The organism is Ralstonia sp. AU12-08, from assembly GCF_000442475.1.
Classification (GTDB): Bacteria; Pseudomonadota; Gammaproteobacteria; order Burkholderiales; family Burkholderiaceae; genus Ralstonia; species Ralstonia insidiosa.
Map to the genome: position 1 here is coordinate 278,976 of NZ_ASZV01000046.1, position 25,008 is coordinate 303,983.

The 25,008-nt window shown below is 63.0% G+C and carries 19 protein-coding genes; 9 read left to right on the forward strand and 10 right to left on the reverse strand.

The genetic code is table 11. The features are described 5' to 3' along the window. Positions 1–442: 442 nt before the first annotated feature. Positions 443–751 carry a DUF485 domain-containing protein gene (locus C404_RS51600; RefSeq protein WP_021196673.1) on the forward strand — a complete coding sequence of 103 codons (309 nt, stop codon included), beginning with the start codon at positions 443–445 and terminating at the stop codon, positions 749–751. Then, on the forward strand, positions 748–2,478 hold the full coding sequence (locus C404_RS51605; RefSeq protein WP_021196674.1) for a cation acetate symporter: 1,731 nt from the start codon (positions 748–750) through the stop codon (positions 2,476–2,478). The genes C404_RS51600 and C404_RS51605 overlap by 4 nt, the downstream gene beginning before the upstream one ends. Positions 2,479–2,576: 98 nt before the next feature. Here C404_RS51605 and C404_RS51610 read toward each other — a convergent pair whose 3' ends face one another. Further along, positions 2,577–3,821: a saccharopine dehydrogenase family protein gene (locus C404_RS51610; RefSeq protein ID WP_021196675.1), complete on the reverse strand. Its 1,245-nt coding sequence runs from the start codon at positions 3,819–3,821 to the stop codon at positions 2,577–2,579. A 52-nt stretch (positions 3,822–3,873) separates the two neighbouring features. Next, the gene (locus C404_RS51615) at positions 3,874–4,785 is read right to left on the reverse strand and encodes an acetoacetate decarboxylase (RefSeq protein WP_021196676.1); all 912 of its coding nucleotides are present in this window, start codon (positions 4,783–4,785) and stop codon (positions 3,874–3,876) included. A gap of 172 nt (positions 4,786–4,957) precedes the next feature. On the opposite strand from C404_RS51615, the gene C404_RS51620 reads away from it, so the two are divergent. From C404_RS51620 to C404_RS51640, 5 genes are all read left to right on the forward strand, one after another. Next, entirely contained in the window at positions 4,958–5,890 is a 933-nt protein-coding gene (locus C404_RS51620) for an SDR family oxidoreductase (RefSeq protein ID WP_021196677.1), read from the forward strand. Between the two features lie 577 nt (positions 5,891–6,467). Continuing rightward, positions 6,468–7,817, forward strand: a complete 1,350-nt coding sequence (locus C404_RS51625) for an NAD(P)/FAD-dependent oxidoreductase (RefSeq protein ID WP_021196678.1) — start codon at positions 6,468–6,470, stop codon at positions 7,815–7,817. Then, positions 7,814–8,581 carry a DUF1365 domain-containing protein gene (locus tag C404_RS51630; protein ID WP_031329903.1) on the forward strand — a complete coding sequence of 256 codons (768 nt, stop codon included), beginning with the start codon at positions 7,814–7,816 and terminating at the stop codon, positions 8,579–8,581. The genes C404_RS51625 and C404_RS51630 overlap by 4 nt, the downstream gene beginning before the upstream one ends. Beyond that, on the forward strand, positions 8,578–9,777 hold the full coding sequence (locus tag C404_RS51635; protein ID WP_021196680.1) for an SAM-dependent methyltransferase: 1,200 nt from the start codon (positions 8,578–8,580) through the stop codon (positions 9,775–9,777). Before C404_RS51630 ends, C404_RS51635 begins: the two co-directional genes overlap by 4 nt. Positions 9,778–9,923: 146 nt before the next feature. Continuing rightward, positions 9,924–11,033: an SAM-dependent methyltransferase gene (locus C404_RS51640; protein ID WP_021196682.1), complete on the forward strand. Its 1,110-nt coding sequence runs from the start codon at positions 9,924–9,926 to the stop codon at positions 11,031–11,033. Between the two features lie 134 nt (positions 11,034–11,167). On the opposite strand, the gene C404_RS51645 is transcribed toward C404_RS51640, so the two are convergent. The 5 genes from C404_RS51645 to C404_RS51660 all read right to left on the reverse strand — a co-directional run bounded on the left by C404_RS51645 (position 11,168) and on the right by C404_RS51660 (position 16,398). Beyond that, positions 11,168–11,680 carry a chalcone isomerase family protein gene (locus C404_RS51645; protein ID WP_021196683.1) on the reverse strand — a complete coding sequence of 171 codons (513 nt, stop codon included), beginning with the start codon at positions 11,678–11,680 and terminating at the stop codon, positions 11,168–11,170. 234 nt (positions 11,681–11,914) lie between these two features. Then, entirely contained in the window at positions 11,915–12,301 is a 387-nt protein-coding gene (locus C404_RS51650; protein ID WP_031329905.1) for a RidA family protein, read from the reverse strand. A 35-nt stretch (positions 12,302–12,336) separates the two neighbouring features. Next, positions 12,337–13,608 (reverse strand): FAD-dependent oxidoreductase, encoded by a 1,272-nt coding sequence (locus C404_RS58910; protein WP_021196685.1) that lies wholly within the window; start codon positions 13,606–13,608, stop codon positions 12,337–12,339. A 92-nt stretch (positions 13,609–13,700) separates the two neighbouring features. Further along, on the reverse strand, positions 13,701–15,161 hold the full coding sequence (locus tag C404_RS51655) for a M81 family metallopeptidase (protein WP_021196686.1): 1,461 nt from the start codon (positions 15,159–15,161) through the stop codon (positions 13,701–13,703). Positions 15,162–15,282: 121 nt separating this feature from the next. Further along, on the reverse strand, positions 15,283–16,398 hold the full coding sequence (locus tag C404_RS51660) for an ATP-binding protein (RefSeq protein ID WP_232317405.1): 1,116 nt from the start codon (positions 16,396–16,398) through the stop codon (positions 15,283–15,285). 396 nt (positions 16,399–16,794) lie between these two features. Here C404_RS51660 and C404_RS51665 point away from each other — a divergent pair, with 396 nt between their 5' ends. Both C404_RS51665 and C404_RS51670 read left to right on the forward strand, forming a co-directional pair. Further along, a complete protein-coding gene (locus C404_RS51665; RefSeq protein WP_021196688.1) occupies positions 16,795–18,921 on the forward strand; it encodes a TonB-dependent receptor in 2,127 nt (708 codons plus the stop codon). A 15-nt stretch (positions 18,922–18,936) separates the two neighbouring features. Beyond that, complete coding sequence (locus C404_RS51670; protein WP_031329908.1) at positions 18,937–20,568, forward strand: serine hydrolase domain-containing protein; 1,632 nt, start codon at positions 18,937–18,939, stop codon at positions 20,566–20,568. A gap of 58 nt (positions 20,569–20,626) precedes the next feature. Here C404_RS51670 and C404_RS51675 read toward each other — a convergent pair whose 3' ends face one another. The 3 genes from C404_RS51675 to C404_RS51685 are packed head-to-tail and all read right to left on the reverse strand — an operon-like array spanning position 20,627 to position 24,986. Further along, positions 20,627–22,324 (reverse strand): serine hydrolase domain-containing protein, encoded by a 1,698-nt coding sequence (locus C404_RS51675; protein WP_064496175.1) that lies wholly within the window; start codon positions 22,322–22,324, stop codon positions 20,627–20,629. Further along, complete coding sequence (locus C404_RS51680) at positions 22,321–23,964, reverse strand: serine hydrolase domain-containing protein (RefSeq protein ID WP_031329910.1); 1,644 nt, start codon at positions 23,962–23,964, stop codon at positions 22,321–22,323. The genes C404_RS51675 and C404_RS51680 overlap by 4 nt, the downstream gene beginning before the upstream one ends. 8 nt (positions 23,965–23,972) lie before the next feature. Continuing rightward, a complete protein-coding gene (locus C404_RS51685) occupies positions 23,973–24,986 on the reverse strand; it encodes a dipeptide epimerase (RefSeq protein ID WP_021196692.1) in 1,014 nt (337 codons plus the stop codon). Positions 24,987–25,008 lie beyond the last annotated feature (22 nt).

Below are 25,008 nucleotides of genomic sequence, written 5' to 3' on the forward strand. Positions count from 1 at the left end.
ACGCGGGGCGCCGCTTCAGACCGGTGAGTTGATCTGAGGCGGCGCAGACCATCGGTTTGATCTGTGCTGGCCATGTGACACGTGGCGGCTTGCGCGTCTTCGTCAGGCTCGCGCACGCGGTTACCTCGCCGATCCTGCGGCAGCGGTTAGATCGCTCACCGCTCCTCCCTCCACGTCTGGTTCACGCAACGCTGTCCTCTCCACAGGGCGGTCACCATCCACCCCTCGCGATTTCGTGAAGAGTGGTGCGGCTTTGACGTGACCACAGTTGCGAGCGCATTCATCCATCGCCGCCGCAGCGCGTGCCGCGGCAACAAGCCCGACAGCGCTAGGGAAAACCATAGTGCCTGCCACACCGCTCACGAGGGCCCGAGTAAGAGTTCAGTCAGTTTCGCTATCCAGAATCGCCGCACTCATTCAAGAGCAATTCAGGAGACAGGTGATGCAGGATGGTTTGGTAGCAAAAATCGCGGCGCATCCGAAGTACGCGCAGCTCAAGCGCCGACGCAATGCGCTCGGCCTCTTTCTGACAGTGGCAATGCTGGTCGTGTACTACGGCTACATCGCACTGATCGCATTCAATAAGCCGTTTCTCGCCAAGCCGATGAGCGCGGGTGTGATGAGTGTCGGCGTTCCCGTCGGCATGGCGGTGATCGTTTTCACCGTCGTCATCACCGGCCTGTACGTGCGCCGCGCAAACAACGAATACGATCAACTGACGCAGGACATCCTGCAGGATGTCGCCAAATGAAGAAGACACTTTCCATGATGCTGGTGGCGCTTCTGGCCGCCGGCGCCTGCGGTGTCGCCATCGCGGCGGGCGGCGATGTTGGCGAGACCGCCAAGCAGGCAACCAACACCACGGCCATCGTGCTGTTTGCGCTGTTCGTGGCCGGCACGCTGTGGATCACCAAGTGGGCGGCCTCGCGCACGCGCTCTGCGGCGGATTTCTACAATGCCGGCGGCGGCATCACCGGTTTCCAGAATGGCCTGGCGATCTCGGGCGACTACATGTCGGCCGCGTCCTTCCTGGGGATTTCTGCTGCCGTCATGACCTCCGGTTACGACGGCCTGATCTATTCGATCGGGTTTCTGGTCGGCTGGCCCATCATCACGTTCCTGATGGCCGAGCGGCTGCGCAACCTTGGCAAATTCACCTTTGCCGATGTGGCGGGCTACCGTTTTGAGCAAGGGCCGATCCGCAGCTTTGCCGCGGTCGGCACGCTGGTGGTCGTGGCCTTCTACCTGATCGCACAGATGGTCGGCGCGGGGCAACTCATCAAGCTGCTGTTCGGGCTCGACTACTGGGTGGCCGTGGTCATCGTCGGCGCGCTGATGATGGTCTACGTACTGTTTGGCGGCATGACGGCGACGACGTGGGTGCAGATCATCAAGGCGTGCCTGCTGCTGGCCGGCGTGACGTTCATGGCGATCATGGTGCTGGCGCAGTACGGCTTCAGCCCGGAAGCGCTGTTCGCCAAGGCCGTTGAAGTGAAGACCGCCATTGCTGCAAATGCCGGCAAATCGCCGGACGATGCCACCAAGATCGGCCTGTCGGTGATGTCGCCGGGCGGCTTTATCAAAGACCCGATCTCGGCCATCTCGTTCGGTATGGCGCTGATGTTCGGCACGGCCGGGCTGCCGCACATCCTGATGCGTTTCTTCACGGTGCCGGATGCCAAGGAGGCGCGCAAGTCGGTGTTCTGGGCCACGACCTGGATCGGCTACTTCTACGTCCTGATCTTCATCATCGGTTTTGGTGCGATCACGCTGGTGCTGACCAACCCGGAGTTGTCCGACGTGGCCAAGGGTGTGATCAAGGGCGGCGCGGGCACAGCCAACATGGCTGCAGTGCTGGTCGCCAAGACGGTCGGCGGTGACGTGTTCTACGGCTTCATTTCGGCGGTGGCGTTTGCCACGATTCTGGCGGTGGTGGCAGGGCTCACGCTGTCCGGCGCGTCGGCGGTGTCGCACGATCTGTACGCCACGGTCTTCAAGCATGGCAAGGCCAACAGCGCCGATGAACTGAAGGTGTCGCGCATCACCACGCTGGTGCTGGGCGTGATCGCCGTGCTGCTGGGCATCGCCTTCGAGAAGCAGAACATCGCCTTCATGGTCTCGCTGGCGTTTGCGGTGGCGGCGTCGGCCAACTTCCCGGTGCTGTTCCTGTCGATGCTGTGGAAGGGCTGCACGACGCGTGGCGCGGTCATCGGCGGGTTCCTGGGGCTGATCTCGTCGGTGGGGCTGACGATCGTGTCGCCGTCGGTGTGGGAAGCCACGCTGGGGTATCCGAAGGGCTCGGCGTGGTTCCCATACACCTCGCCGGCGTTGTTCTCGATGACGATCGGCTTTGTGGGCGTGTGGCTGTTCTCGGTGCTGGATACCAGCGCGCGTGCCAAGGCTGAAAAGGCCTCCTTCGCGGCACAGCAAGTGCGTTCGGAAACGGGCCTTGGTGCAGCCGGCGCTTCGAGCCACTAAGCGCTTGCGCCACCCACTGGAAGCGGGTGATGCTCTGCTGCGTCGCCCGCCTTCCAGTGTTGTTTCTTCTATCTTCTACATCGCTTCTACTGCGCCGCTCATAGGCGCTCGAAGCGCAAGCCTGCGTAGCGGGTCAGGCGTGCGATGAAGCGGTCATCGAACATCGTGGCCGGCGTCCAGAAGCCGCCGGGGCGCCCGGTCTTGATGCCGTCCTTGACATGGTCCAGCGCGAGGCTGGCAGCGGCCTGGCCCAGCATCTTGCCGGTGGAGCCGTAGCCCGGATCGCGATCCCCCGTCACTTTCACGCGCAAGGTCTTGCCGTCGTCGGTGCGTGCGAAGAAGCGGATGTCGTAGCGGCCCGCCAACTGGGCCGCGGGGCTGGGGCCCTCGCCGGGTTTGGGCAGCAGGAAGCGCTCCATCAGGCGTCGCGTGGGCTTGATGACGATGCCCACCATGAACGCCCCCAGGCCTGCGACCATCGTCACGGCTCTCAGGCGGCCTTGCAGGCCGCTGCCGGTGATTACCGCTTCGTCATACGTGAACTGGTTGCCATAGGCGTTGCCGGACAACGCATTGGAGCGGTGCACCACGCGCTCGTTGATGGCCGCCATGACAAAGGGGGCGATCCACGCATCGAAATCGGTATCGAATGTCGCGCCCCTCGTGGAGTGCTGGCGTGCCGTGAAGCCATGTCCGTTGGGGCAGAGGGCATACGGGTTGGCCAGCGCCTTGCGCAAGGCGGGGTCGGCGGCGGCCTCCTGCACCACGTTGATCAGGCTGGCCACGGTGCCGCCCGATGCGCCGCCCTTGAGCGTCTTGACGCGCATCTTCACGTGGGTGGCCGGTGCGGCCCATTGCTGCATCGCCTGTTGCTGCAGGAAGTAGACACCCATGTCCGACGGTACCGAGTCGAAGCCGCAGCAGTGGACGATGCGTGCGCCTGACCGTTGCGCGGTCGCCTCGTACTTCTCGATCATCCGTTGGATCCACTGGGTCTCGCCAGTGAGGTCGCAGTAGTCGGTGCCGCTTTCCGCGCAGACCTTGACGAGTGGCTCGCCATAGAGCGCGTAAGGGCCCACCGTGGACACCACCACCCGGGTCTGTGCGCACAGCGTGCGCAACTGGGCTTCGTTGGCCGCATCCGCCACGATGATGGGCAGAGCGGTACCCGCTGCGCCCAGCGAGCGCTTGAGTTCGTTGAGCTTCGCTTCAGACCGGCCTGCAATGGCCCAGCGCAGGGTTTCCGCCTGGCCCGAGAACTGCTCGGCCAGGTAGCGGGTCAGGATCTGGCCGACAAAACTGGTGGCGCCAAACACGACGAGGTCATGGTCCGGGGCGGTCATGGGGTCTTCCTTTCTTGGGCGGATGAGCGGGCCTGCATGAACGCCGTTGTCCTCACAGTGCGGAATGATCAAAAGCCGGCAGCGGCGTCGGCAGATTCAAAACCAATTGCGCATCTTTGACAACGTCCAACCGAAGAACGGTAGATGCACCGAGCCCGTCCAGCAACTGGCTCAGTGGGCCACCGTTGCGCACCAGCTTGATGCCGCGCGGAAACAGGCGTTGGGCGAACGACAGCGTGTTGCTTTGCACCGTGCTCTGATGCCATACGCCATCGACCTGGTTGATCATGGTCGCTGTCCCCATGCGGGACTGCGGCACGACGTCGTGCAAGGCCGGAAGTGGCGCATGCAGGGTCAGGTCTGGTTTGCCGCCGGGCGCAGCAATGCTGGCTTGCACGGCATCCCCAATATGCATGTTGATGTCGGCGCGCCACTTGGGCAATTGGTAGCCATGCACGCCGCGCACCCGCGCAATTTCCGTGGTGACGGGCAGGGCCAGCACATGCGCGACGTAGCTGCGACGGCGCATGGAATCGAACAGCTCCAGCGCATGCGACCCGCGCGCACCGGGCCGGCGGATCACCACGGCAACGGACACTTCGTCGTACGGATCGTTGTCGCACACCGCATAGGAGAAGAAGGTCAGCGCAACGAGCCCATAGCCAGGGAATGCCCGCAATGGTTCGAGCGGCTCAGGCAGCGTCGCTCGCAACCGCGAGAGCGGCGCCAGAAACAGCAGTTGAATGCTGCTGGAGCGGTAGTAGAAGTTGGGCGCCCAGGTTGGGCCAACGCGCGAGGCGGCCAGGCGTTTGGGAATCCGGCGGAAGAAATCGATATTGCCTGCGGCAGGGGCCAGCGCCACCTCATCCAGATTCGGGTTCATCCGATAGCGGTCGTAATAGCCGCCTTTCAGCACGTCGACCGTGTGCGGCCCGAATTCGACCTGTGTAAACCGCGTATCCATGTGCGTTGACCTTTCCTCTGTGGGTTGACCAGCGAACACACTCTAAGATTGAACTCAACTTGAAGGTCAAGGCGTTTGAATTCGGTACAGCGACGGGCTTGACCTTTAAGTTGCCTTCAACGTTAGTCTCCTGCCAACAACCACGAGAAGCCACTTCTCAAAGGCGGAAGAAATGCAGACGATATTGGGAGCGAACGGTCAGATCGCCATGGAACTGGCGCGGGAGTTGCACCGCAACTACACAAGCGAACTACGGCTCGTGAGCCGCACGCCGCGCAAGGTGAATGACACCGACAGCCTGGTGTCGGCCAACCTCCTCGATGCAGAGCAGACGACCGAGGCCGTGAAGGGAAGCAGCGTTGTCTATTTCACCGCTGGCTTGCCGCCGGACACGCACCTGTGGGAAACGCAGTTTCCCGTCATGTTGAAGAACGCGCTGGATGCCAGTCGGGCAGCGGGCGCCAAGTTCGCCTATTTCGACAACACCTACATGTATCCGCAGGATGCCCGGCTGCAGACGGAGGCCACGCCGTTCGCGCCGGTGGGGCGCAAGGGTCGGGTGCGGGCGGCGATGGCGTCCATGGTGCTGGACGAGATGGCGCGCGGAGAGATTCCCGTGCTCATCGGCCGGGCCCCCGAGTTCTATGGCCCGGGTAGGACGCAGAGCTTCACCAACGCGCTCATCATCGAAAACCTGGAGACCGGCAAGAAGCCCCGCGTGCCGGTGCGCGACGACACCCGGCGCACGCTCATCTGGACCCCCGACGCAAGCCGCGCGCTGGCCGCACTGGGCAACACGCCCGACGCGTTCGGGCAGACCTGGCATCTGCCCTGCGATGATGACCGGCTGACGTACAGGCAGTTCGTCGCCATGGCCAGCGACGTGTTTGGCCGGGAGACGTCCTACACGGTCATTGGCAAATGGGCCATGACTGCTGCCGGCCTCTTCTCCAAGCCGGTGCGGGAGATTCGCGAACTGCTGCCGCGGTACGAGCAGGACAACCTGTTTGATTCCACCCGGTTCAAGCGTCGGTTCCCGGAGTTCAAGGTAACGAGCTATCGCGAAGGGCTGGAGCTGATTCGGCGGGAGTGGGCAGGGGGATAAGCGTCGCTTGGGATTGCACGGCTTCCCCTCCGGCAATGCGGCGTACTGTTGAGATCGAGTTGGCCGCATAACTGTAAGACACGCCTGTTTCAACGTGCACCGCCTGCCAATGTGCCGCAAGCGCCCGGAACGCGTTGCCGTGCGTGCAATCCACCCAGCCGCGTTGGGTCACGGTCGGCTACGCGCTGCGCTTCCGTTTGACACGTAAAAGTGAGCTCAACTCAACTCAATTGCGATTCATGAGTGGGGTTGCCCCGTGTTTTCCTGTTCATTCTGTTGACCCGATTGGCGCTCTGTCATTTCATTGGATGCAATCTGTGATTCAAGGGGACGCGCGTGGCACAGGCAAAGAATGCGCCGTGATGCCTGCGCGGTGCGCTCCCCGGTGGATGAACAACTGCACCGGCACCTGGGCGAGTCACCAACCGTGCCCGCCTGATGCTCGAAGACGCGATGGAATACGCCATCCGCGTTGAAACGCTGCATCCACCGGAGCCTTAGCCGCGTATATGCCGGTAAGCGTCACATGAACCGGTAGGGGTGATGCGCGCATCGCCCGCACTTGGAGACAATTTCAATGGAATGGTCCTTGGATCCACCCGGCAATACCGGGGCGGCTGACGGCGTACGGCCTTCGGTTGTGCCGGCGTCCGGCCAACGCATTGCGGTGGTGGGCTCGGGCATCTCAGGCTTGGCTGCGGCGCACTGTCTTGCGCAGCGCCATGCCGTCACGCTGTTTGAAGCGGCGCCCAGATTGGGTGGGCACACCAACACCGTCGACATTGAAGACAGCGGACACGTGTTTGGGGTGGACACGGGCTTTCTGGTATTCAACGCGCGCACCTATCCGAACCTGATTGCCCTGTTTGATGCGCTGGGCGTGGCGCATTGTGAGAGTGACATGTCGTTCAGCGTATCGGTGGGCAATGGTGCGCTGGAGTGGGCGGGCACGAGTCTGCGCACGGTGTTTGCACAGCCGCGCAACTTGGTGTCTGCCCCGTTTCTGTCGATGCTGGGCGACATCCTGCGCTTCAACCGGCAGGCGCACGCCAACCTGGCGGCCGCACGGCGTGCCCGCCACAGCCTTGGCGCGTTGCTGGCCGCGGGCCGCTATGGCGAGCCCTTTTGCGCGCACTATCTGCTCCCGATGGCGGCTGCCATCTGGTCCACCCCCAGCCGCGACATCCTTTCGTTTCCCGCCGAAACATTTCTGCGCTTCTGCCTCAACCACGGCTTGCTGCAGATCTTCGACCGGCCACGCTGGCGCACGGTCAAAGGGGGCGCGCGCAGCTACGTGCACGCCATCGCCAGCCGGTTGGCCGATGTCCGTGTTGCCACACCCGTGCGCGGCATTCGCCGGGCGGCCACCCATGTTGATGTGCTGACTGATGCAGGCAGCGAGCGCTACGATGCCGTGGTGCTGGCCACGCATGCGCCCCAGACGTTGCGCATGCTCGACGATGCAACGGATGACGAGCGTGCCGTGCTCGGGGCATTCCGCTATCAGCCCAACACCGCCTTTCTGCACCGCGATACCCGCCTGCTGCCGCGCCGGCGGCGGGTCTGGTCGGCCTGGAACTACATTGACGCATCGCAAGCTGGGGCAGCCGGCGGCGCACCCTGCGTGAGCTATCTGCTCAACCAACTGCAGCCGCTGCCGGTATCGACTCCGGTTGTGGTCACGCTCAACCCACCAGCACCGCCCGCACCTGAACTGGAGTACCAGCGCTTCGCGTATGAGCACCCGGTGTTCGACCAGCCGGCCATCGACGCGCAGGCCCGCCTGCCCGCGCTGCAAGGGCAACGCCGCACGTGGTTTGCCGGTGCATGGACGGGGTATGGCTTTCATGAAGACGGCTTGAAATCTGCCCTGCGCGTGGCTGCCGATTTTGGTTGCCCACCCGCCTGGGCGCAGGTGGCGTCATGAGCGAAGACGCACAGCTCCTCGTCGGCCAGGTCATGCACCGCCGCTTGCGGCCCGTGGCCAATCGCTTCGTCTACCCAGTGTTTGCGGTGCGCGTGAAGCTGTCGGCGCTGGAGCGGCTGACGGGCACGTGGTTTGGCGTGAACTGCTGGCGGCCGCTGTCGCTGCGCACGCGTGACTACGGTCCGCGCGACGGCTCTGATCTGCTCGTGTGGATTCGCGGCGTGCTGCGTGATGCCGGCTTAGCCGCCGATGGCGAGGTCTGGCTGCAGACGTTTCCGCGCATTGCGGGCTGGATGTTTAACCCCGTGTCGTTCTGGTACTGCCACGATGCGGCTGGCCAGCTGCGCGCGGTGCTGGCCGAGGTCAACAACACGTTTGGCCAGCACCACCGCTACCTGCTGTGTGCGGCGGATGGCGGTGCCATTGGTGCGCACACGGTGCTGCGTTGCCGAAAGGAACTGCATGTCTCTCCGTTCTGTCGGGTCGAAGGGGGCTATCAATTCCGCTTTGCTGAGACGGCAACCACGGCACTCGCGCGCATTGACTACCACGACCACGACGGCCTGCTGCTGCACACCGCCATCGGCGGGCGACTGCAGCCGTTCGATGCCTCGCATCTGCGCCGTGCGCTCCTGCGCCAGCCGTTGCTGGCGCTGCAGGTGATCGGGCGCATTCACTGGCAGGCGCTGCGGCTGTGGTTCAAGGGCGTGCCGTTTTTCGGCCGCGCTGCGCATGAGGCTTCTTCTCTGGAGAACACCCAATGACAGCCACGCATTCTCTTGCCTGGGTGCCACCCCACGTTCCCGCCGCTGGGCGCTTGCTGTTGGCGCTGGCTGGGCGCCTGCGCCACGGCTTTCTCCATCTCGCCACGCCCGATGGCGAAGTGCAGGTTGGCGATGCGGCATCGCCGTTGCATGCGGATCTGCGCATCCTCGACTGGCGTGCCTGTGCCCGTATCCTGCGCAGCGGCGACGTGGGCTTTGCCGAGGCCTATCGGGACGGATGGATCGACACGAGCAATCTGACCAACCTGCTGCGGTTGGCCATTGTCAACGCCGCCACGCTGGAGCAGGCCATCTTCGGGCATGCCCTTGCGCGGACCTGGTTGCGTGTGCGCCATCTGCTGCGCCGGAACACCCGCAAAGGCAGTCGCCGCAATATCCACTTGCATTACGACCTGGGCAACGACTTCTACCGGCTGTGGCTGGACGAGGGAATGACGTACTCGGCCGGCTGGTTCAACGGCCACCCGCACCAGACGCTGGCCGATGCGCAAACGGCCAAGTACCAGCGCGTGTGCGACCAGCTCCGGCTGGGGCCCGGCGTGGATGTGCTGGAGATCGGCTGTGGCTGGGGCGGCCTGATGGAAATGGCCTGCGAACGCGGCGCGCATGTGCATGGCATCACGCTATCGGAAGCCCAGCGTGGCTACACCGCACAGCGGTTGGCGGATGAACCACGCGCCCGCGTTGAATTGCGCGACTACCGTGACATCGATAGCGCCTACGACGCCGTTGTCTCCATCGAGATGTTCGAGGCTGTGGGCGAGGCCTACTGGCCAACTTACTTTCAGACGCTGGCGCGCTGCCTGCGCCATGGCGGCCGCGCACTCGTGCAGAGCATCACCATCGACGAAGCGCAGTTCGAACGCTACCGCGCCGGCACCGACTTCATCCAGCAGTTCATTTTTCCGGGCGGCATGCTGCCGAGCCGCGAACGCTTTATCCAGTTGGCAGAACAACACGGTATGCGCGTGCTCGATCGTCTGGATTTCGGCAGCGATTACGCAGAGACCTTGCGCCGCTGGAGCCAGCGCTTTGAAGCCCAGCTCGATGCGGTGCGCGCGCTCGGGTTTGATGACGCCTTTATCCGTATCTGGCGCTTGTACTTTGCGTATTGCGAAGCGGGATTTGATGAGGGCCGGATCGGTGTGTCGCAGTTCCTGCTGGAGCGGGTGTGAGCCTGTCGCCGCGCGCTGCTGCTCTCGTTGTGTTGCGGATGCTGGTGGCCGTGTTCAACGCCACGCGCGCGGACTACGCACGCACCCCAAGTGTTCTGATCCCCTGGCCGCCGCGCCGCTGATCTGCCAATCGTGAGGAGACCTGCATGACCACGCTGAGCACGCCGTCAACACCATCCGCACCCGCCCAGGCCACCCCGGACCCGCGCGATGGTTGGCTGATCCAATGCTGTGAGCGGGGCTGGGTGCCAGACCCGCTCATCCGCATGGGCATGCGCACGCTGATGCGGCAGCGCTTGCAAGACGAGGGGATTCACGATGGGGAGTTACGTGCGCGGCGTTTCAACACGTTGCTCGACGCGTTGCGCGTCAGCCCCATCGCCATTGAAACGGACAAGGCAAACACGCAACACTACGAATTGCCGGCAGCCTTCTTTGCGGCGCATCTTGGCCCGCGCTTGAAGTATTCGTGCGCGCTGTACCCAACGGGCGAAGAGACGCTCGCACAGGCCGAAGACGCGATGTTTGCGTGTTATGCAGAGCGCGCGGGTCTGGCGGACGGGCAGTGCATTCTCGATCTGGGTTGTGGCTGGGGTTCGCTGTCGCTATGGATGGCGGCACAGTATCCGAAGGCGCGCATTGTGGCGCTGTCGAATTCGCACAGCCAACGCGCGTGGATTCGCGCGCGGGCGGCCGAGCGCCGCATTGCAAACTTGACCGTGCACACCGGCAACATTGCCGACTTCGAGTTTGCCGACGTGCCGGCGCGCGGGTGCTTCGACCGCGTGGTGTCGATCGAGATGTTCGAGCACATGAAGAACTACGGCCAGCTGCTCAGCAAGATCGCGCGCTGGATGCGGCCCGATGCCGTGCTGTTTGCGCACCTCTTCGCGCATCGCACGCTGGCGTATCACTTCCAGGTACAGGGCGGCACGGATTGGATGTCGAAGTATTTCTTTACCGGCGGCACCATGCCTTCGGAGAATCTGCTGCTGCAGTTTCAGGACGATCTGCGCGTGACGCGCCAATGGTGGGTGAATGGCACACACTACGCACGTACAGCCAATCATTGGCTCGCCAACCTGGACGCTGCGCGCCACAGGCTGATGCCAGTGTTTATGCAGACCTATGGCGAGCGCGATGCGGCGGTGTGGTTTCAGCGTTGGCGCATGTTTTATATGGCGGTGTCGGAACTGTTTGGTTATGCGCGCGGCAATGAATGGGGCGTGGTGCACTACCGGTTTGAAAAGCGCTAGGTCTGTTTAGCCACGCGCGTTGATGCCGTCACTGCGTTGTGCAAGCCGCACCCGTACAGGCATCCAGAACGCCTGCTCCGCTTGAGGCGGTGCGCTACGACATCAAGCGCTTCCAGCGTGCAGTCGTATATGCATCAATGGGACTCCCCCAGAAGACGGCGGCGCAACCCGGGAGCACGGGTGCCAGGTGCCAGCCAGATATCGAAAAACGCGTGCGCGAAGGCGGTGTCGTCCACCTCGGTTGTCAGTTGCCCATTGGCATAAAAGCGTGCGCCGCGGCCCGGCAAGTAGACGCCGCACAGTGTGTCACCGGGCTTCACGTCGATGAAGGCCGGCGTCATGGCTTCCTGCCACTGCAGCAAGGTCGAGTCGGGCGGCGGGGGCACGTTCAGGCGGCGGATTTCATCGAGCGCCGTCTCGATGAGCTTTGCGCGGGTGATGGCACGCCGGTATGTGATCTCCAGCGCAAACGGCGTGTCGTAGCTGGGTGGCGTCTGTGTGCTCCAGAGCTGTGCGTCGTAGAGGCAGAAGCCCAGAAGGCACAGCGCGCCTTTGCCTGACAGCTGGGCGTGGTCCACTTGGCTGCGGCAATCCGCCCACGCATAGGTGTTGAGTACCGCGGCAAGCAGGACGATCAGCACACGCATGGCGAACCTCCAGGATTGACCAGGAAAGAAGCTCGAGTTTGCCGCCTCCATTGGTCAGGATCAATACTGCGCCGCCATGCCTCTGTTCGAGCGAAGCCTGAGGGGAACGGGACCGTTCTCCAGCTTGTGGCCGAGAACGACCCGCATTCATATCGCGTCTCGATGGTGTCGACGCTGAAATGCAGGGGTATTTCGTAACGCGTGGCTTGCGTATGTGGTGGCTGAATTGATGCGCTACGGACTCACGCTGTCATCGATGGCCAGCACCTCAATTTCGACGGCGACGCCAAAAGCCAGCTTGGCCTCGACCAGACTCCGAGCGGGGTAAGCACCCTCTTGAAAGTAGCTCAGGTAGATCTGGTTAAACGCGGCAACGTTCGCGAGATCGCTCAACCAGACGGTGGTCTTCACGACGCGGTGCAGAGAGCTTCCCAGGCCTCCAAGCGTGGTGGAAATGCTTTGCAGGACGGCGTGCGTCTGTTCTTCGATGGTTCCGCCATGCGGCTTGTTTTCGGCATCGAAGGGAATGTGTCCGGACAGCAGCAAGAAGCCGCCAGCACGTACCGCCGTCGAGAAAGGTAGGCCAGGAGGTGCAGGCACGTAAGCAGGGGAGGTCGTCATCGGAGTTGATGGAGTTGGTTTAGATGCGGAGAGGATCAAGCGTGTGCCGGGCGCCGGCTCAGAAGGCGATAGCGATCCCAGCGATACGGCGATGGATCCAACACAGGTTGTCGTTGGCGGATGAGGTCGGCTACGGTGCGCGCGGAGCCGCACGCCATCGTCCAGCCCATCGCACCGTGCCCGCAGTTGAGCCAAAGGTTGGTATGGCGGGTGGCGCCGAGAAACGGCAGGTTGTCGGGTGTCATGGGGCGATAGCCGACCCACCGGCTGGGTTGTGCGCGGTTCAGGCGCGTGCAGATGCGCGCGGCAAAGGCCTCAAGGGCGGCAAGACGTTTGGCGATGCGTTGTGCACTGGGCCTGCCGATGTCGGCGAATCCCGTGAACCGAACGGTTTCGGGTGCAAACGATGCCCACGCGATCTTGTGGGGGATCGAGACGGCGCCCACGCGAGGCGATGCATCGCGAACACCTGTGTAAGAGATCGAGTAGCCCGTGACGGGGTAGATCGGCAGGTCGTATCCCAAGGGCGCCAGCAGCCGGCGCGAAGCCAAACCGGTTGTGATCACGACGGCGTCTGCCTGGATGCAACCACGGTCCGTCTCGACACCGACGATGCGATCACCGCGCGTTTTCAACGTGCGTACCGTCTCGGAAAATCGCACCACCGCACCAAGACGCACCGCCTCTGCCAAGGCTGCCTGTGCGTAGCGTGCAGCATCGCCCGTCCCGTCCATTGGACAGTAGATTGCGTGTGCAAACTGCTCTGACGCAGTGCGCAGCATGGGCTCAATGTCCAACAACCGCGTGGTGTCGACCCTCTCAAACGGCTCACCGGCTGCAGCGAGCAGTTCTGAATCATGCTGGCCGGGTTGCGCCCTGTTCCCGTACAGATACAGGATGCCGGCCTGCTTGCCGCCATACGCTTCAGTCAGTACCAGCGGATCGCCAAATTGCAGATCGCGCGAGTACGCGGCGAGCGCCAGCGCAGCTCGGGAGTTGTCCAGCCACCGCTCCAGCGTCGCCTCGCGAGCGAATAGCCACGCCCATCGCAGGAGCGCCGGCTTCCAAGGGGCGCAGATGCCCAGGCCTTCGTTGGAGCGCAACAAAGAGCGCAGCGCGACTTGGATGATTCCAGGCTCCGCCCAACTGAAGCTGTGTCCTGGTGAGATCAGGCCGGCGTTGGCGAAGCTGGCACCGGTAGCCGCAGCATCTGCGCGCTCGACGAGCTGCACGTGATGACCTTCGCGTGCAAGGGTCAACGCGGTGACGGTGCCTGAGATTCCGGCACCCACGACGACAATGTTCATGGATCTGACTGCCCGACGTATTGGAAGGCGTGGCCGTTTGATGGCCGCAGATGTTCTTGCGCTTCTGGCGGATATGCCCTTGGGTTGCGGACTTACGCCTCGAAGGGGTTCGACACGCGGGGCCAGTAGTTGAGGTCGCGATGCCGATAGTGCAGATCGGCGAAGCTCGGTGTGACAGCTCCTGGCGCTGCGATGTGGAAGATTGCCTTGGCGCGCGGGGCGAACTCGGCTTGAAAGTGCTGGGTCGATTTCACGACAACCAGCCGCTTGCTTTCAAAATCGATCCCCAGACCAGTGAACGCGTCGACGCTAACCACTTGGTTGCGTACCGAGGCCAGAACGATATCGACCCCATTGGCGGCTTCGAGCCAAACGGCGCGCCCAAACGGAATGGTCAGCCCCGAAATGCTTTGCGTGTGTTGGTCGGATAGCGCACGCACGGTCACGCGCAGGTCCAACGGGTCTGCCGAGGCCACGCCGCATTTGCCACCCAGGCGCAAGTCGAACGTTGCGCCCACGCCGGCGTCGTGACAGATCTGGATGGCACCGAGATCCCAGAAGCACCCGATGGCGACGTTGGCAATCTGTCGCTCAATGATCCGGCGCAGGATGACCGTGTTGTCTCCTGGTGCCCCGCCTCCCGGATTGTCGGCAACATCGCCAATCACGACGGGGCCGCTGCCAACCGCCAGGGCACGGTCCAGTCCCGTATCGACGTCGAGCCATGCAGGCCGCGTGGCTTCGCGCAGGGCCCAGAATTCGTGGCCAAGCTGGGTGGCCAGCGCCGTCGCAGCGGCGAGGTTGTTGTCGGTCACCACCCAGAACTTTGCGCCGGCCTCCGGAACATCGCCCCACGGAAACCCATGCCCGAACGACACGGACAACACGCCGTCCCGTCCTTCCAGCGATTTCATGCGCCGAACGAACGTAGCCATGGGCTCGCTCGTGGTGTGCCAGGCCCCCACCATGCGGCAGTCGTAGACCCCTGTCGTGGGGCGGATCTTGCCTGCCGCGGTGTCGAGCAGCAGTTGATACGCTTCGCGCAAACGGTCGATGGGGTCGGTGTGCGGATACTCCTTGTAGGCGATCAGGATGTCCGCCGAGCGCCGCATGCGCTCCGTGAAATGGCAGTGCGGATCGAGTGTGGCGGCAATCGGCACTTCGGGGCCGACAATGGCGCGCACCCGGGATAGCAGATCGCCTTCACAGTCGTCGTATCCCTCGGCCACCATCGCGCCGTGCAGCAGCAGGAGCACACCATCTAGCGGCTGGGCTGCTTCGAGCTTGCCAAGGATCTCGTCTCGCAACGATTCATAGACGGCGCGAATCGTGGGGCCCGACGGTTGGGCCTCTGCACAGATGCCCTCGACGATCTCGTGCCCATCGCGCTCTGCAAGGCGTCGCGCTTCCGCAAGGGCGAACCCCATGCCTTGTGGGGCCCGCAGGCTTGCGTCGCCGTGGAATATGCCCGATTCCTCAAAGCCGCCCCAGCCGGTGGGGCAGGGCGCGAACGTATTCGTTTCGGTCGAAAGTTGCGCGGTGAATAGCTTCATCGTGAATCCTACGGGAGGCGTCGAGATCGAAACCTCACTGTAGGCACACGCTGTTGCTGGTTTGTGAGCACTCTGTATCGCGTTCGACACGGGAGCGCAGCCGCGCTGTGCAGCAGTCAAGCTATCTGCGCGGCAGTTTCACCGTCGCGATCAATCCGCCCGCCGGATCGTTGTGCAGCTCAAGCGACCCGTTGTGTCGCTTGACGATGTCGCTCGCGATGGCGAGTCCGAGGCCCGTGCCGCCGGTGTCCTTGTTGCGTGAGCTCTCAAGCCGGTAGAACGGCTCAAGCACGCGTGCCAACTGCGCCTCGGGGATGCCTGGGCCACGGTCGGCCACATCAATGCAGATGAACGAGGGTCCGTCGGTCAGGCGAATGTGCGCTTCCTCACCGTACCGGATGGCGTTGGTCACCAGATTCGTCAGGCATCGCTTCAAACCAAGCGGTTGCGCCATCACCGCGCGTATCTCGCCGCTGATGGTGACGCGCTGCCCGCGTTCGGCGGCATCTTCCGCTATCGCGTCCACCAGCGCGTTGATATCGACCGGGCTGGAGGCTTCAACGACTTCCGCATTCCGCAAGAACGACAACGTGGCGTCCAGCAACTGCGTCATCTCGTCGATGTCGCTCTGCAGCCGGTCATTCAACTCCCGGTCTTCCAGCGTGCGAAGGCGTAGCCGCATGCGTGTCAATGGCGTGCGCAAATCATGCGAGACGGCGGCTAGGAATCGGTTCCGCTCACTCATCTGGCGCCGTATGGCCGCTTGCATCGAGTTGAAAACCTGGGCTGCCTGTCGCGCTTCGATGGGGCCGGCTTCGCGGATGGGCGGTGCGTCGATGTTGTTCGCCAATTCGGCAGCCCCATGGGCCAACGAACGAAAGGGTGCCGCGAGCATGCGTGCGCCGATCCAGGCCGAGATCAATAGCGGCACCAACTGGATCAGCACGGCCAGAAATACCTGTAACGGAACGCTCATGCCCGGAGGCGGCTTGAACGCCGCATCGCTGTAGAGCCGCCACACGGCGAGACTGGCGCCGACCTGCGTCATCAGCACCATCGTCAGCATCACGAACAGCAAACGATAGAACGCGGAATCAAATGATGGCTTGTGCATAGGCGTCCTATTGGGAGGATCTCGAATACGGGTAAACGTAGCGGGATTATCGCGCTCGACTGTATCGACTTTGTTTGTATTCCATTTCAACGTTGAAACAATGCATGCGTGAAACGCTTTCACACCTCCGCTTGTTTCAAGGCCGATACAAAGTACACACGAAACAGAAATGCCATGCACTTACCGTTGCCGATGAGTTGCGAAGTGGAGCAGTGCTTTGAACACCGCTAACAGAAAGCGGAAAACTCGGAGGAGACGACAGTGAAAATGAACAATCGAAGGACACGTAGAGCGGATGCAACCGCGTCGTTGTTTCGCCAGCGTGGACGATACATAACGTGGTTTGCTGGACCGGTACTTGGTTTGGCTTCTCTGTACACGCAGGCACAAACGGTGAAGCCTTCACAAGAGACGGTGCAGGTTGCGGCGCCCGATGCCGCGTCGGATACGACATCCGGAGTGAAGCCCGCAAGCGCACCGACCCCAGCGGATAAGCCTGCACCAGCAGCGGAGACTTCCGTGTCGCAGGGTAAGGAGGGCGCCACCCTCAACACGGTGGTGGTGACCGCAACGCGCCGCCGGGAGCCCGCACGTGAAGTGCCGATGCAGATCAACGTGGTCTCGGCTGAAGAGCTGCAGAAAGGTGGCGCGAAGACGATGTCCGACTTCCTGTCTTCGGAACCCGGTGTGGATCTGAACACGGCAGGCGGCGCCGGCTCCGGGCAGATCAGCATGCGCGGCGTGACGACAGGCGAGCAGACCGGGCCGACCGTTGGCGTGTATGTCGATGACGTGGCATTTGGCGGGAGCACGGTGTTCTCCCAGGGCGCGACGTTCGCGCTCGACATGAGCCTGCTGGACCTCAACCACATCGAGATTCTGCGGGGCCCGCAAGGAACACTGTACGGTGCGGGCGCGATGGGCGGTCTGCTCAAGTACGTGACCAACGAGCCGGATTCCAGCGAGTTCTCGGGCCAGGCGTCTGCAGGCCTTTCCGTGACAAAGCACGGCGGCGTGAACAACTCTGCCAACGCCGTGTTGAACCTTCCGCTGAAGACCGATGTTGCGGCGGCACGGATCTCGATGTTCAGCCAACACGACGCGGGCTATGTCAATGCCGTGGGGCCACAGGCGGGTTCACGTGTTGACCGCAGCGATACCTACGGCGCGCGCGCGTCGTTCCTGTTGACGCCCACGAGTGAGTTGACGCTGCGCCTGACTGCGTTGACGCAGAACATCAACCGCAATGCACCGAACTACGTTGCCTATGGCAAAAATGGGCAACCAGTGGATGGTGATCTGACAACGCGGCTCTTTGCGACAGAGCCCTTTCATCAGAACGTCCAACTCTATTCCGCCGGGGTTGAGTACGAGTTCGGCTGGGCACGCGCGAATTCGATCACGTCATACCAGTCGATGCGATCTGACGCACCGCAAGACCTGTCGGTGGTGTACGTCCCGTTGCTCAACGGCCTGGGGCTCAATGTGAACTCCGTTGTCGCCAAGAACGTGGCGACGACGAACAAGTTCACACAGGAGTTTCGCCTGACTTCGCCCGGCAACCGGACGCTGGAATGGCTTGCCGGAGTGTTCTACACGCGCGAGCGCAGTGACGCGAGCCAAGGGCTCATCACGACGTTGTCCGACGGAACCATCGGCCCGAACCTGACTGCGCTTGAAGCCCCGAGCACCTATAGCGAGTACGCGGCCTACGGCGATCTGACCTATCACCTGACCTCGCGTCTGTCGTTGACGGGTGGCTTGCGTGTCGCCCACAACACGCAGGAGTACCAGCAGACCACGTTTGGCGCGCTGGCAGGGCCGACGCAGACCATCACCGCACCCTCGTCGGATACCAGCAAGACGTACATGCTTACGGCGAGCTATGCGCTGACGAAGGACAGCAACGTCTATCTGCGTGCGGCCAGCGGGTATCGCCCAGGTGGGCCGAATGCGCTGCTGGTCGACCCCGTCACGGGGTTGCCTTCGTCCGGGAATCCCACGTTCCGCCCCGATACGCTGTGGACCTACGAGGCCGGCTACAAGGCCGATCTGTTGGACAAGCGCATGTCGGTCGCGGCAACGGTGTACGACATCCAGTGGAAGAACATCCAGCAGTTCGGCGCGGTCAATGGCGTCAACCAGGTGCTCAATGCCGGCGATGCAAGGATCAGAGGGTTGGAGCTCTCCAGCGCGTTTCGCCCGAATCGCCACTGGAACCTCGGGCTGAGCGTGTCGCTCATCGACGCAAAACTGACCACGGGTAATGCCAGCACGGGCACCAATGCGGGTGATCCGCTTCCGAACTCGGCCCGGGTTGCCGCCACGCTATCGGCCAGCTACCTCTTTGCTGTGAACGGGTATCCCGCCTACGCAGGTATCAGCCAACGGTTTGTCGGCAGTCGCCATGCTGGCTTTGGAAACAATACAGGTCGCCCCGACTACCCCTTGCCGGGCTATGCCATGACGGATCTGCAGGCAGGGCTCGACTTCAAGAAGTTCAGCCTCGCGTTCTACGTCCGCAACTTGTTTGACCGCCGTGCATTGCTTGCGGCAGGTACGTCTCTGGTTCCGATGGGTGGCCCGGCGCTGGTCAGCGTGGCACAGCCTCGCACGATCGGTGCAACGCTGACGGTTCCCTTCTAACGCACATCACTTGGCATGACACACGATCGATTGGATATCAGGAAGCAACTCGACGCGTTGCTGGAGCCGTACAACAAGGCGGACCAGCCGGGCCTCGTGGTCGGCGTTGCGTTGCGCGGGGATGCGCTGTACCGGCGCGGCTTCGGGCTGGCCAGTATTGAGCACGGCACCATCAACACGCCCGCAACGCGCATGCGGATCGGCTCGACGAGCAAGCACTTCACGTGCCTCGCCGCGTTGCTCCTGGCAGAGGAGGGCAAGCTGGATGTTGACGCGGGCATCCGTACGTACATTCCGGAGCTACCGTTCCTCGCCGGCAATCCCACGCTCCGTCAGTTGATGACCCACACGGGTGGTTACCGCTGTTACCTGGACCTATGGGTGTTGACGCAGGGCGTGGTGACCATGCCTCGGGGCGCGGCGTTGGCGGCCGAGGTTCGCCAACGCGACGTCAACTTCCGCCCCGGAGAGCGGATGATCTACTGCAACGGTGGCTACCACCTCCTGTCGCTCGCCATTGAGCGCGTCAGCGGCGTGCCATTCGAGACCTTCCTGTCGGAACGCATCTTCCGTGTGATGGGCATGGTCGATACCGAGGCCGTTGCCGACGATATGCAGATTCGGCTCCGCATGGCCACCCAGCATGTACCGGACGGAAAGGGTGGCTTTATTCGCGGCCTGTTCCCTTCGTGGGAAGTGCGGGGTGAAGGCGGTATCGTGTCCACCATCGATGACATGCTCCGTTGGACGGCCCATCTGCGCGCGCCTGACAGGCTCGGCACCCAAGACATGTGGCGGCAGATGCTGACCAAACCGCGCTATTCCAGCGGGGCCGAGGGCGTGTACGCGCTTGGGCTGATGCGCACCCCGCATCGCAATGTTGAACTGCTGCACCACGCCGGCGGCGTGTTCGGCGGCTCATGCCAGATGTTGACCGTGGCGGCGCATGCGCTCGATGTGGTGATTCTTACCAACGGCGCGCCGGTGGACCCGATTGCACTGGCAACGCAAATCGTCGACGTTGTCCTGGGTGACGACGTACTCGGCGCACCGCGCGCCGAGCCACTGATCACTCATGGCCATGAAGCGCTGCTGGGCCGATACTTCTCGCGTGCCGATCGCGCGTACTGTGAGGTTGTCGATCGGGATGGGCACCTTGCCGCCGTGATCCACAACCAGAAGCACCTGGCGTTACCGCTGATCGAGACGCCAGAGGGCTTGCACATTGAGGACGGTACTGGTGGCGCGTTGATGATCCGATCCGTCGAAACGTCAGCTGGCCGCGTGACGGCGATCGAACTCATGGATTGCGGCCATGCATCGGTGCTGGCCAGGCTGCCGGATGACGCGCCGCCGGTCTCCGATGCCTTCGCCGGCATGGAGGGCGCTTACTTCAGCGGCGATGCCGCAGGCCATGCCGGGCTGACCCTCTCGAACGGCGCCATGTCGATGCGGCTTGAGGGCACGATGGGTGGCGTCAACTACCGGCTTGTCCCCGTCAGCGAAGACGTCTTCATGTTTGAGCCGGCTGATGCGCAAGGCTTCTCCACCGGCGTGCTGACCGTCGATCGTATCAATGGACGTGTTTCGCGCTTCTGGCTGGATACCGCGCGCACGCGCAACCTCGCGTTCTCGCGGGAGATATGAGAACGGGCGGAGCGGCAGCCGTGCCGCTCCGTTTTTTTCCGGGGTTAGCTGTCTTCTCTTAGATGCAGGGGGCGGGGTATCGGGCCCAACTGCCAGCTACCCGCGTGAATGCGACACGCCGGCTCCGTTGGGTATCAATGCGGAAGCCCGTCGTCATCGGCTGGGATGGGTCGTGCGATAGCGTCACGATGCCGTCGATGAAACCCAGGGGAGCAATGGGGGCCATGCCAAAGACGTTCTCTGCGATGGGTGTCAGTCGGTAATCACAACCGCCAGCCGAGCCTTGCATACGAAGCATCAGCGCATAGCGGTCAGCCGGATCGGGTTCGATGGTGGCCCGCGCGTTGGCATCGTGGCTCTCATAGATGCCGCACACCGCAGCGGCGAGTTCGGCCGTCATCAGCGGTGGTTCTGCAAGGCGTTGGAACGTCTCGGCATGACCGCAATGGGCGATCCGCAGATGATCGAGATCATCGGGCGCGTTGTGTGTGCCCCAGTGCACGGAGAACGCGCCGTCGGAGCCGGCTTCGATGGCGACATCGTTGGTGGGGCTCCCTTCGATCGGATACAGCGGCAGGGGCTTCCCCGCGCAGAGCCAACCGCCCAGCGCCAGTGCACCGTCGCGGTCCTCCAGTGCATACACCGCATCGCTCTCCAATGCGCGATAGCAGCCCAGCCGCGCCGCGTGTGCGGACGCACGCGCTGGCATCGGCGGCCCGTCGCCGCTCAGTACATCGGCGAGGACGATGTCGACGATGCGATGGGCAAGGTCGATTGGGGTATCGAGTGCGCCGTTGCTGAGGAGCACCACATCCAGCCCGTGTGCGGCTGAGAACAGCATATGGCTGGTGCCCCCGATGACACCACCCGAATGATGGGTGAGCTCGACACCGCGATAGTTGGTTTGCTTGAGGCCCAGGGCGTAGTGGCTGCGCTGTCCGCTGGAAAACACGGGCATCTCCAGCATCTGCGCCCACGTTGCGTCGGTGCCGATGATCTTTTCACCATGCATGTGCGCGGTCCATCGCAGCATGTCATCGACCGTCGAAACAATGCCGCCTTCACCCAGGATCTCTTTCGAGGGAAAGATGCCGCGCAGGTACCCGCTGTTGCCGTCGGGCAGATGAAAGCTGGCGATACCCGGCACAACCGTCATGTCGCTGTCGACGGAAGCCGTTTGGTGCATACCCATCGGGGTAAAGATCCGCGCTTGCAGGAACGCGTCAAACGGCATGCCGCTGGCACGTTCAATGGCGAGCGACAACAGGTGATACCCGCCGTTCGAATACATCATGCGTTCACCCGGGCGGAAATTCTCATCGCGTTGCCGGGTCTGCGCGGCAAGCGTTGCGCCGCGCGGCGGGATGGCCAGCCCTTGCGTCAACAAGGCCAGATCGAGCGCACAGCGTTGCCCGCCTCGATGCGACATCAGCTGACGCAGCGTTGGCGCACCGCCAGCGCGCGACAGCTCAGGAACATAGGTTCCGATGCCAGCATCCGCATCAAGAAGACCGTCCTCGCAGAGCAGCAATACCGCCAGGCAAGTGAAGTGTTTGCTGACAGAGCCGATACGCAGGCGCGTGGCGGTGGTCAGCGCTCGTGCATGCTCCAGACTCGCCATGCCGAATGCCTTCCGGTAGAGCCGTTCACCATGCTGCGCGATGCCGACCACCACGCCCGGACTATTGCTGCACGCGTAGGGGCGAAAAAGCGCCGACAGCGCTTCGTACATGCGGTTTTCTGAGGTGCTTGTCATGGGGTTGTATCGTCGTCAACGCGAGTGAACAGCAAGTGGCGTGTGCGCCAGGTGTCAAGCCGGAAACACTTGGTGTTGCCAAAGCCGTCGCGTGAGAGGCGCATGGCGCCATACGCCATGCTGCTGGGGTCGTGCGGTGTGAAGGCAAGCATGTCGTTCGACTTGGGGTCGAGACGGTAGTGCGCCGCGCCGTGTTTGCCTTGGACACGCATCGCCAGTGCATCGCCTTCCTGCTTGATGACTGCAAGCGCATCGGCATCCGAGCTGACGTAACGTCCGACCAATCCGTTGGCCGCGTCGGCTGCATGGGGTGCCGTATTGGCGAGGCGGTCCAGCGTCTGGCTTTGCCCGCACTGCGTCATGTCGAGACGCGTTCCGTCGCTGTGGAGTTTCAGGTAAAGCGCGCCCTCCGGGCCTTCATCCAGCGCCAACGTTCTCGGCCTGTCTGGCACCGTTTTGAGCGGCAAGGGGTGAATGACGAGATTGTGGTGAATGAGATGCAGCGCGCCATCGCGGTCAACAATCTCGCAATAGGCGCCGGTTTCGTGTGAGTAGTACGTCCCCAACCACGCGGGATACTCAACAGACGTTGCCGGGCGGCATTCCACTGGCGAGAGATGCGCCTCCAGCACGATGTCGATCACACGCTTGGACAACGCGATCGGATTGATCGTGTCTGCATTCGTCATGATCACGATGTCGAGGCCATGCTCAGGCACCGTCAACATCTGGCATGCACCGCCGATCGAGCCACCGGAGTGGTGCAGCATCGGGACGCCGCGATAGGTTGTCTGCATCAGGCCGAGCGAGTAAATGCCGACCTCCCCGCTATTGAAACGGACAGGGGTGAGCATTTCATGCCAGGTGGCAGCGCAACCAATGCCTTTCTTGCCGCGCAGGTGTGCGATCCAGTGCAGCATGTCATCCACAGTCGAAACGATGGCGCCCTCACCCAGGCAACGCCATCCAGGCAGTAGCCCGCGTTCCCAGCCGCCGGTGGCACCCCGTACATGCAGCGTCGCCATGCCAGGCAGAATCTGCAGGTCGTGGGGCGCCGCAATGGTGTTGATCATGCCCATCGGGCCGAAGAGGTGTTCTGCCAGGAACGCCTCGAACGACATGCCACTGATGCGTTCAATCACGAGCGACAGCATCTGGTAGCCGCCGTTGGTGTACATGGCGCGCTCGCCTGCGGGGAAGTTGCCCTCGGACTGGCGCGCCTGCATGGCCAGTGGCGCACCGATGGGCACCATGCTCAATCCTTGTGTGAGCATGAAGAGGTCAAGGAAGCACCGCTCTCCGCCGGAATGATTCATGAGCTGGCGAAGCGTGGGATCGTTGTCCCGTGCGGGAAGCTCAGAGAGGTAGCGGCGCGCCGGCGCGTCAATGTCGAGCTTGCCGGCTTCCACAAGCAGCATGGCGGCCAGGCAAGCGAAATGCTTGGTGACAGACCCGATGCGCATGCGTGTGCATGGCGTATTGGCAACGTTGTGCTCCAAGCTGGCCATGCCAAAGCCACGGCGATAGCGCAACGCGCCACCGTAGGCAATGCCCACGACGAGGCCCGGTGCGTCACTACGCTGATAGGGGGAAAAGAGGGCGTCGAGCCTTGCGGCAAGTGAAGAGGCAATGTGCTGCATGGCGGGCGTTATGGGAGCACAGCGTTGTCGACGGCGGATCCCCAGGCAGCGTCCGGACATAGCAAAAGCCCGTCCGCGTAGTGGGCACCAACAGCACGATCCTTGGCGAGGAACAGCGGGCCATCGAGGTCAATGCGGTCGCACAGCTGCCCAATAAGGAAGGCGGGTGCAATCGCCAATGACGTCCCTGGCATGCATCCAACCATGACGGAGAGGCCCGCAGCCCGTGCGCTGGCAGCGAGTTCAAGCGCGCGGGTAAGCCCGCCGCACTTGTCGAGCTTGATGTTGACGATGTCGTACCGACGAGCGACGCTGGGCAGGTCTTGCACATCCTGGAACGACTCATCGGCGGCCAGCGGAATCGGGTAGTCCAGCGTGTCGAGGCAGGTGTCGGCTCCGATGGCGAACGGCTGTTCCAGCATGTCGATGCCGACTTGCTGCAACACCGGGAGCATCGCGTCGAGGTGCGCGCGTGACCAGCCCTGGTTGGCATCGACGGAGAGCGGGATGTCAGGTCTCGCCTCACGAATCGATAACAGGCGGCTGGCATCGCGCACACTGCCATCGAGCTTGATCTTGAGCGCGCGGGCTTGGCGCAGGCTACGCGCCTTGCTCGCCATCGCCTGTGGGGTATCGACGCCGATCGTCATCGTGGTGAGCAGGGGGCGCGGTGGCGGAAGCTGCGCGATGTGCCAGACCGGTCGGGCTTCGCGCTTCGATTCCAATGCCCAAAGCGCCGCGTCGACCGCATTGCGCGCACCGCCCGACGGCAGTAGCGCCAGCAACTGCGCACGGGTGATGCCGCGTTCGACGGAGGGCCGTACTGACTCGATCTGCGCCACGATCGATTCGGGCGTCTCGCCAAGATAGAAGACGCCGGCCGCCTCACCCACGCCTTCATGGTGCGCGTCGGCGATGGTCACGACAACCACTTTTGCCGCGTCGATGAGATATCCGGTGATCTGGAACGGCGCAGCCAGCGGCCAGCGCTCGATCTGAATCGAGAGAGAGCAGGATGTCATGGTGATCGGTGGACGGTGGGGG

Excerpts from the sequence above, each read along its gene's own strand:
- C404_RS51650 (WP_031329905.1), bottom strand. The coding sequence starts at position 12,301 with ATGACGACCTCCCCTGCTTACGTGCCTGCACCTCCTGGCCTACCTTTC.
- C404_RS51615 (WP_021196676.1), bottom strand. The coding sequence starts at position 4,785 with ATGGATACGCGGTTTACACAGGTCGAATTCGGGCCGCACACGGTCGAC.
- C404_RS51625 (WP_021196678.1), top strand. The coding sequence starts at position 6,468 with ATGGAATGGTCCTTGGATCCACCCGGCAATACCGGGGCGGCTGACGGC.
- C404_RS51680 (WP_031329910.1), bottom strand. The coding sequence starts at position 23,964 with ATGCAGCACATTGCCTCTTCACTTGCCGCAAGGCTCGACGCCCTCTTT.
- C404_RS51670 (WP_031329908.1), top strand. The coding sequence starts at position 18,937 with ATGACACACGATCGATTGGATATCAGGAAGCAACTCGACGCGTTGCTG.
- C404_RS51630 (WP_031329903.1), top strand. The coding sequence starts at position 7,814 with ATGAGCGAAGACGCACAGCTCCTCGTCGGCCAGGTCATGCACCGCCGC.
- C404_RS51600 (WP_021196673.1), top strand. The coding sequence starts at position 443 with ATGCAGGATGGTTTGGTAGCAAAAATCGCGGCGCATCCGAAGTACGCG.
- C404_RS51605 (WP_021196674.1), top strand. The coding sequence starts at position 748 with ATGAAGAAGACACTTTCCATGATGCTGGTGGCGCTTCTGGCCGCCGGC.
- C404_RS51640 (WP_021196682.1), top strand. The coding sequence starts at position 9,924 with ATGACCACGCTGAGCACGCCGTCAACACCATCCGCACCCGCCCAGGCC.
- C404_RS51675 (WP_064496175.1), bottom strand. The coding sequence starts at position 22,324 with ATGACAAGCACCTCAGAAAACCGCATGTACGAAGCGCTGTCGGCGCTT.
- C404_RS51685 (WP_021196692.1), bottom strand. The coding sequence starts at position 24,986 with ATGACATCCTGCTCTCTCTCGATTCAGATCGAGCGCTGGCCGCTGGCT.
- C404_RS51620 (WP_021196677.1), top strand. The coding sequence starts at position 4,958 with ATGCAGACGATATTGGGAGCGAACGGTCAGATCGCCATGGAACTGGCG.
- C404_RS58910 (WP_021196685.1), bottom strand. The coding sequence starts at position 13,608 with ATGAACATTGTCGTCGTGGGTGCCGGAATCTCAGGCACCGTCACCGCG.
- C404_RS51655 (WP_021196686.1), bottom strand. The coding sequence starts at position 15,161 with ATGAAGCTATTCACCGCGCAACTTTCGACCGAAACGAATACGTTCGCG.
- C404_RS51610 (WP_021196675.1), bottom strand. The coding sequence starts at position 3,821 with ATGACCGCCCCGGACCATGACCTCGTCGTGTTTGGCGCCACCAGTTTT.
- C404_RS51645 (WP_021196683.1), bottom strand. The coding sequence starts at position 11,680 with ATGCGTGTGCTGATCGTCCTGCTTGCCGCGGTACTCAACACCTATGCG.
- C404_RS51635 (WP_021196680.1), top strand. The coding sequence starts at position 8,578 with ATGACAGCCACGCATTCTCTTGCCTGGGTGCCACCCCACGTTCCCGCC.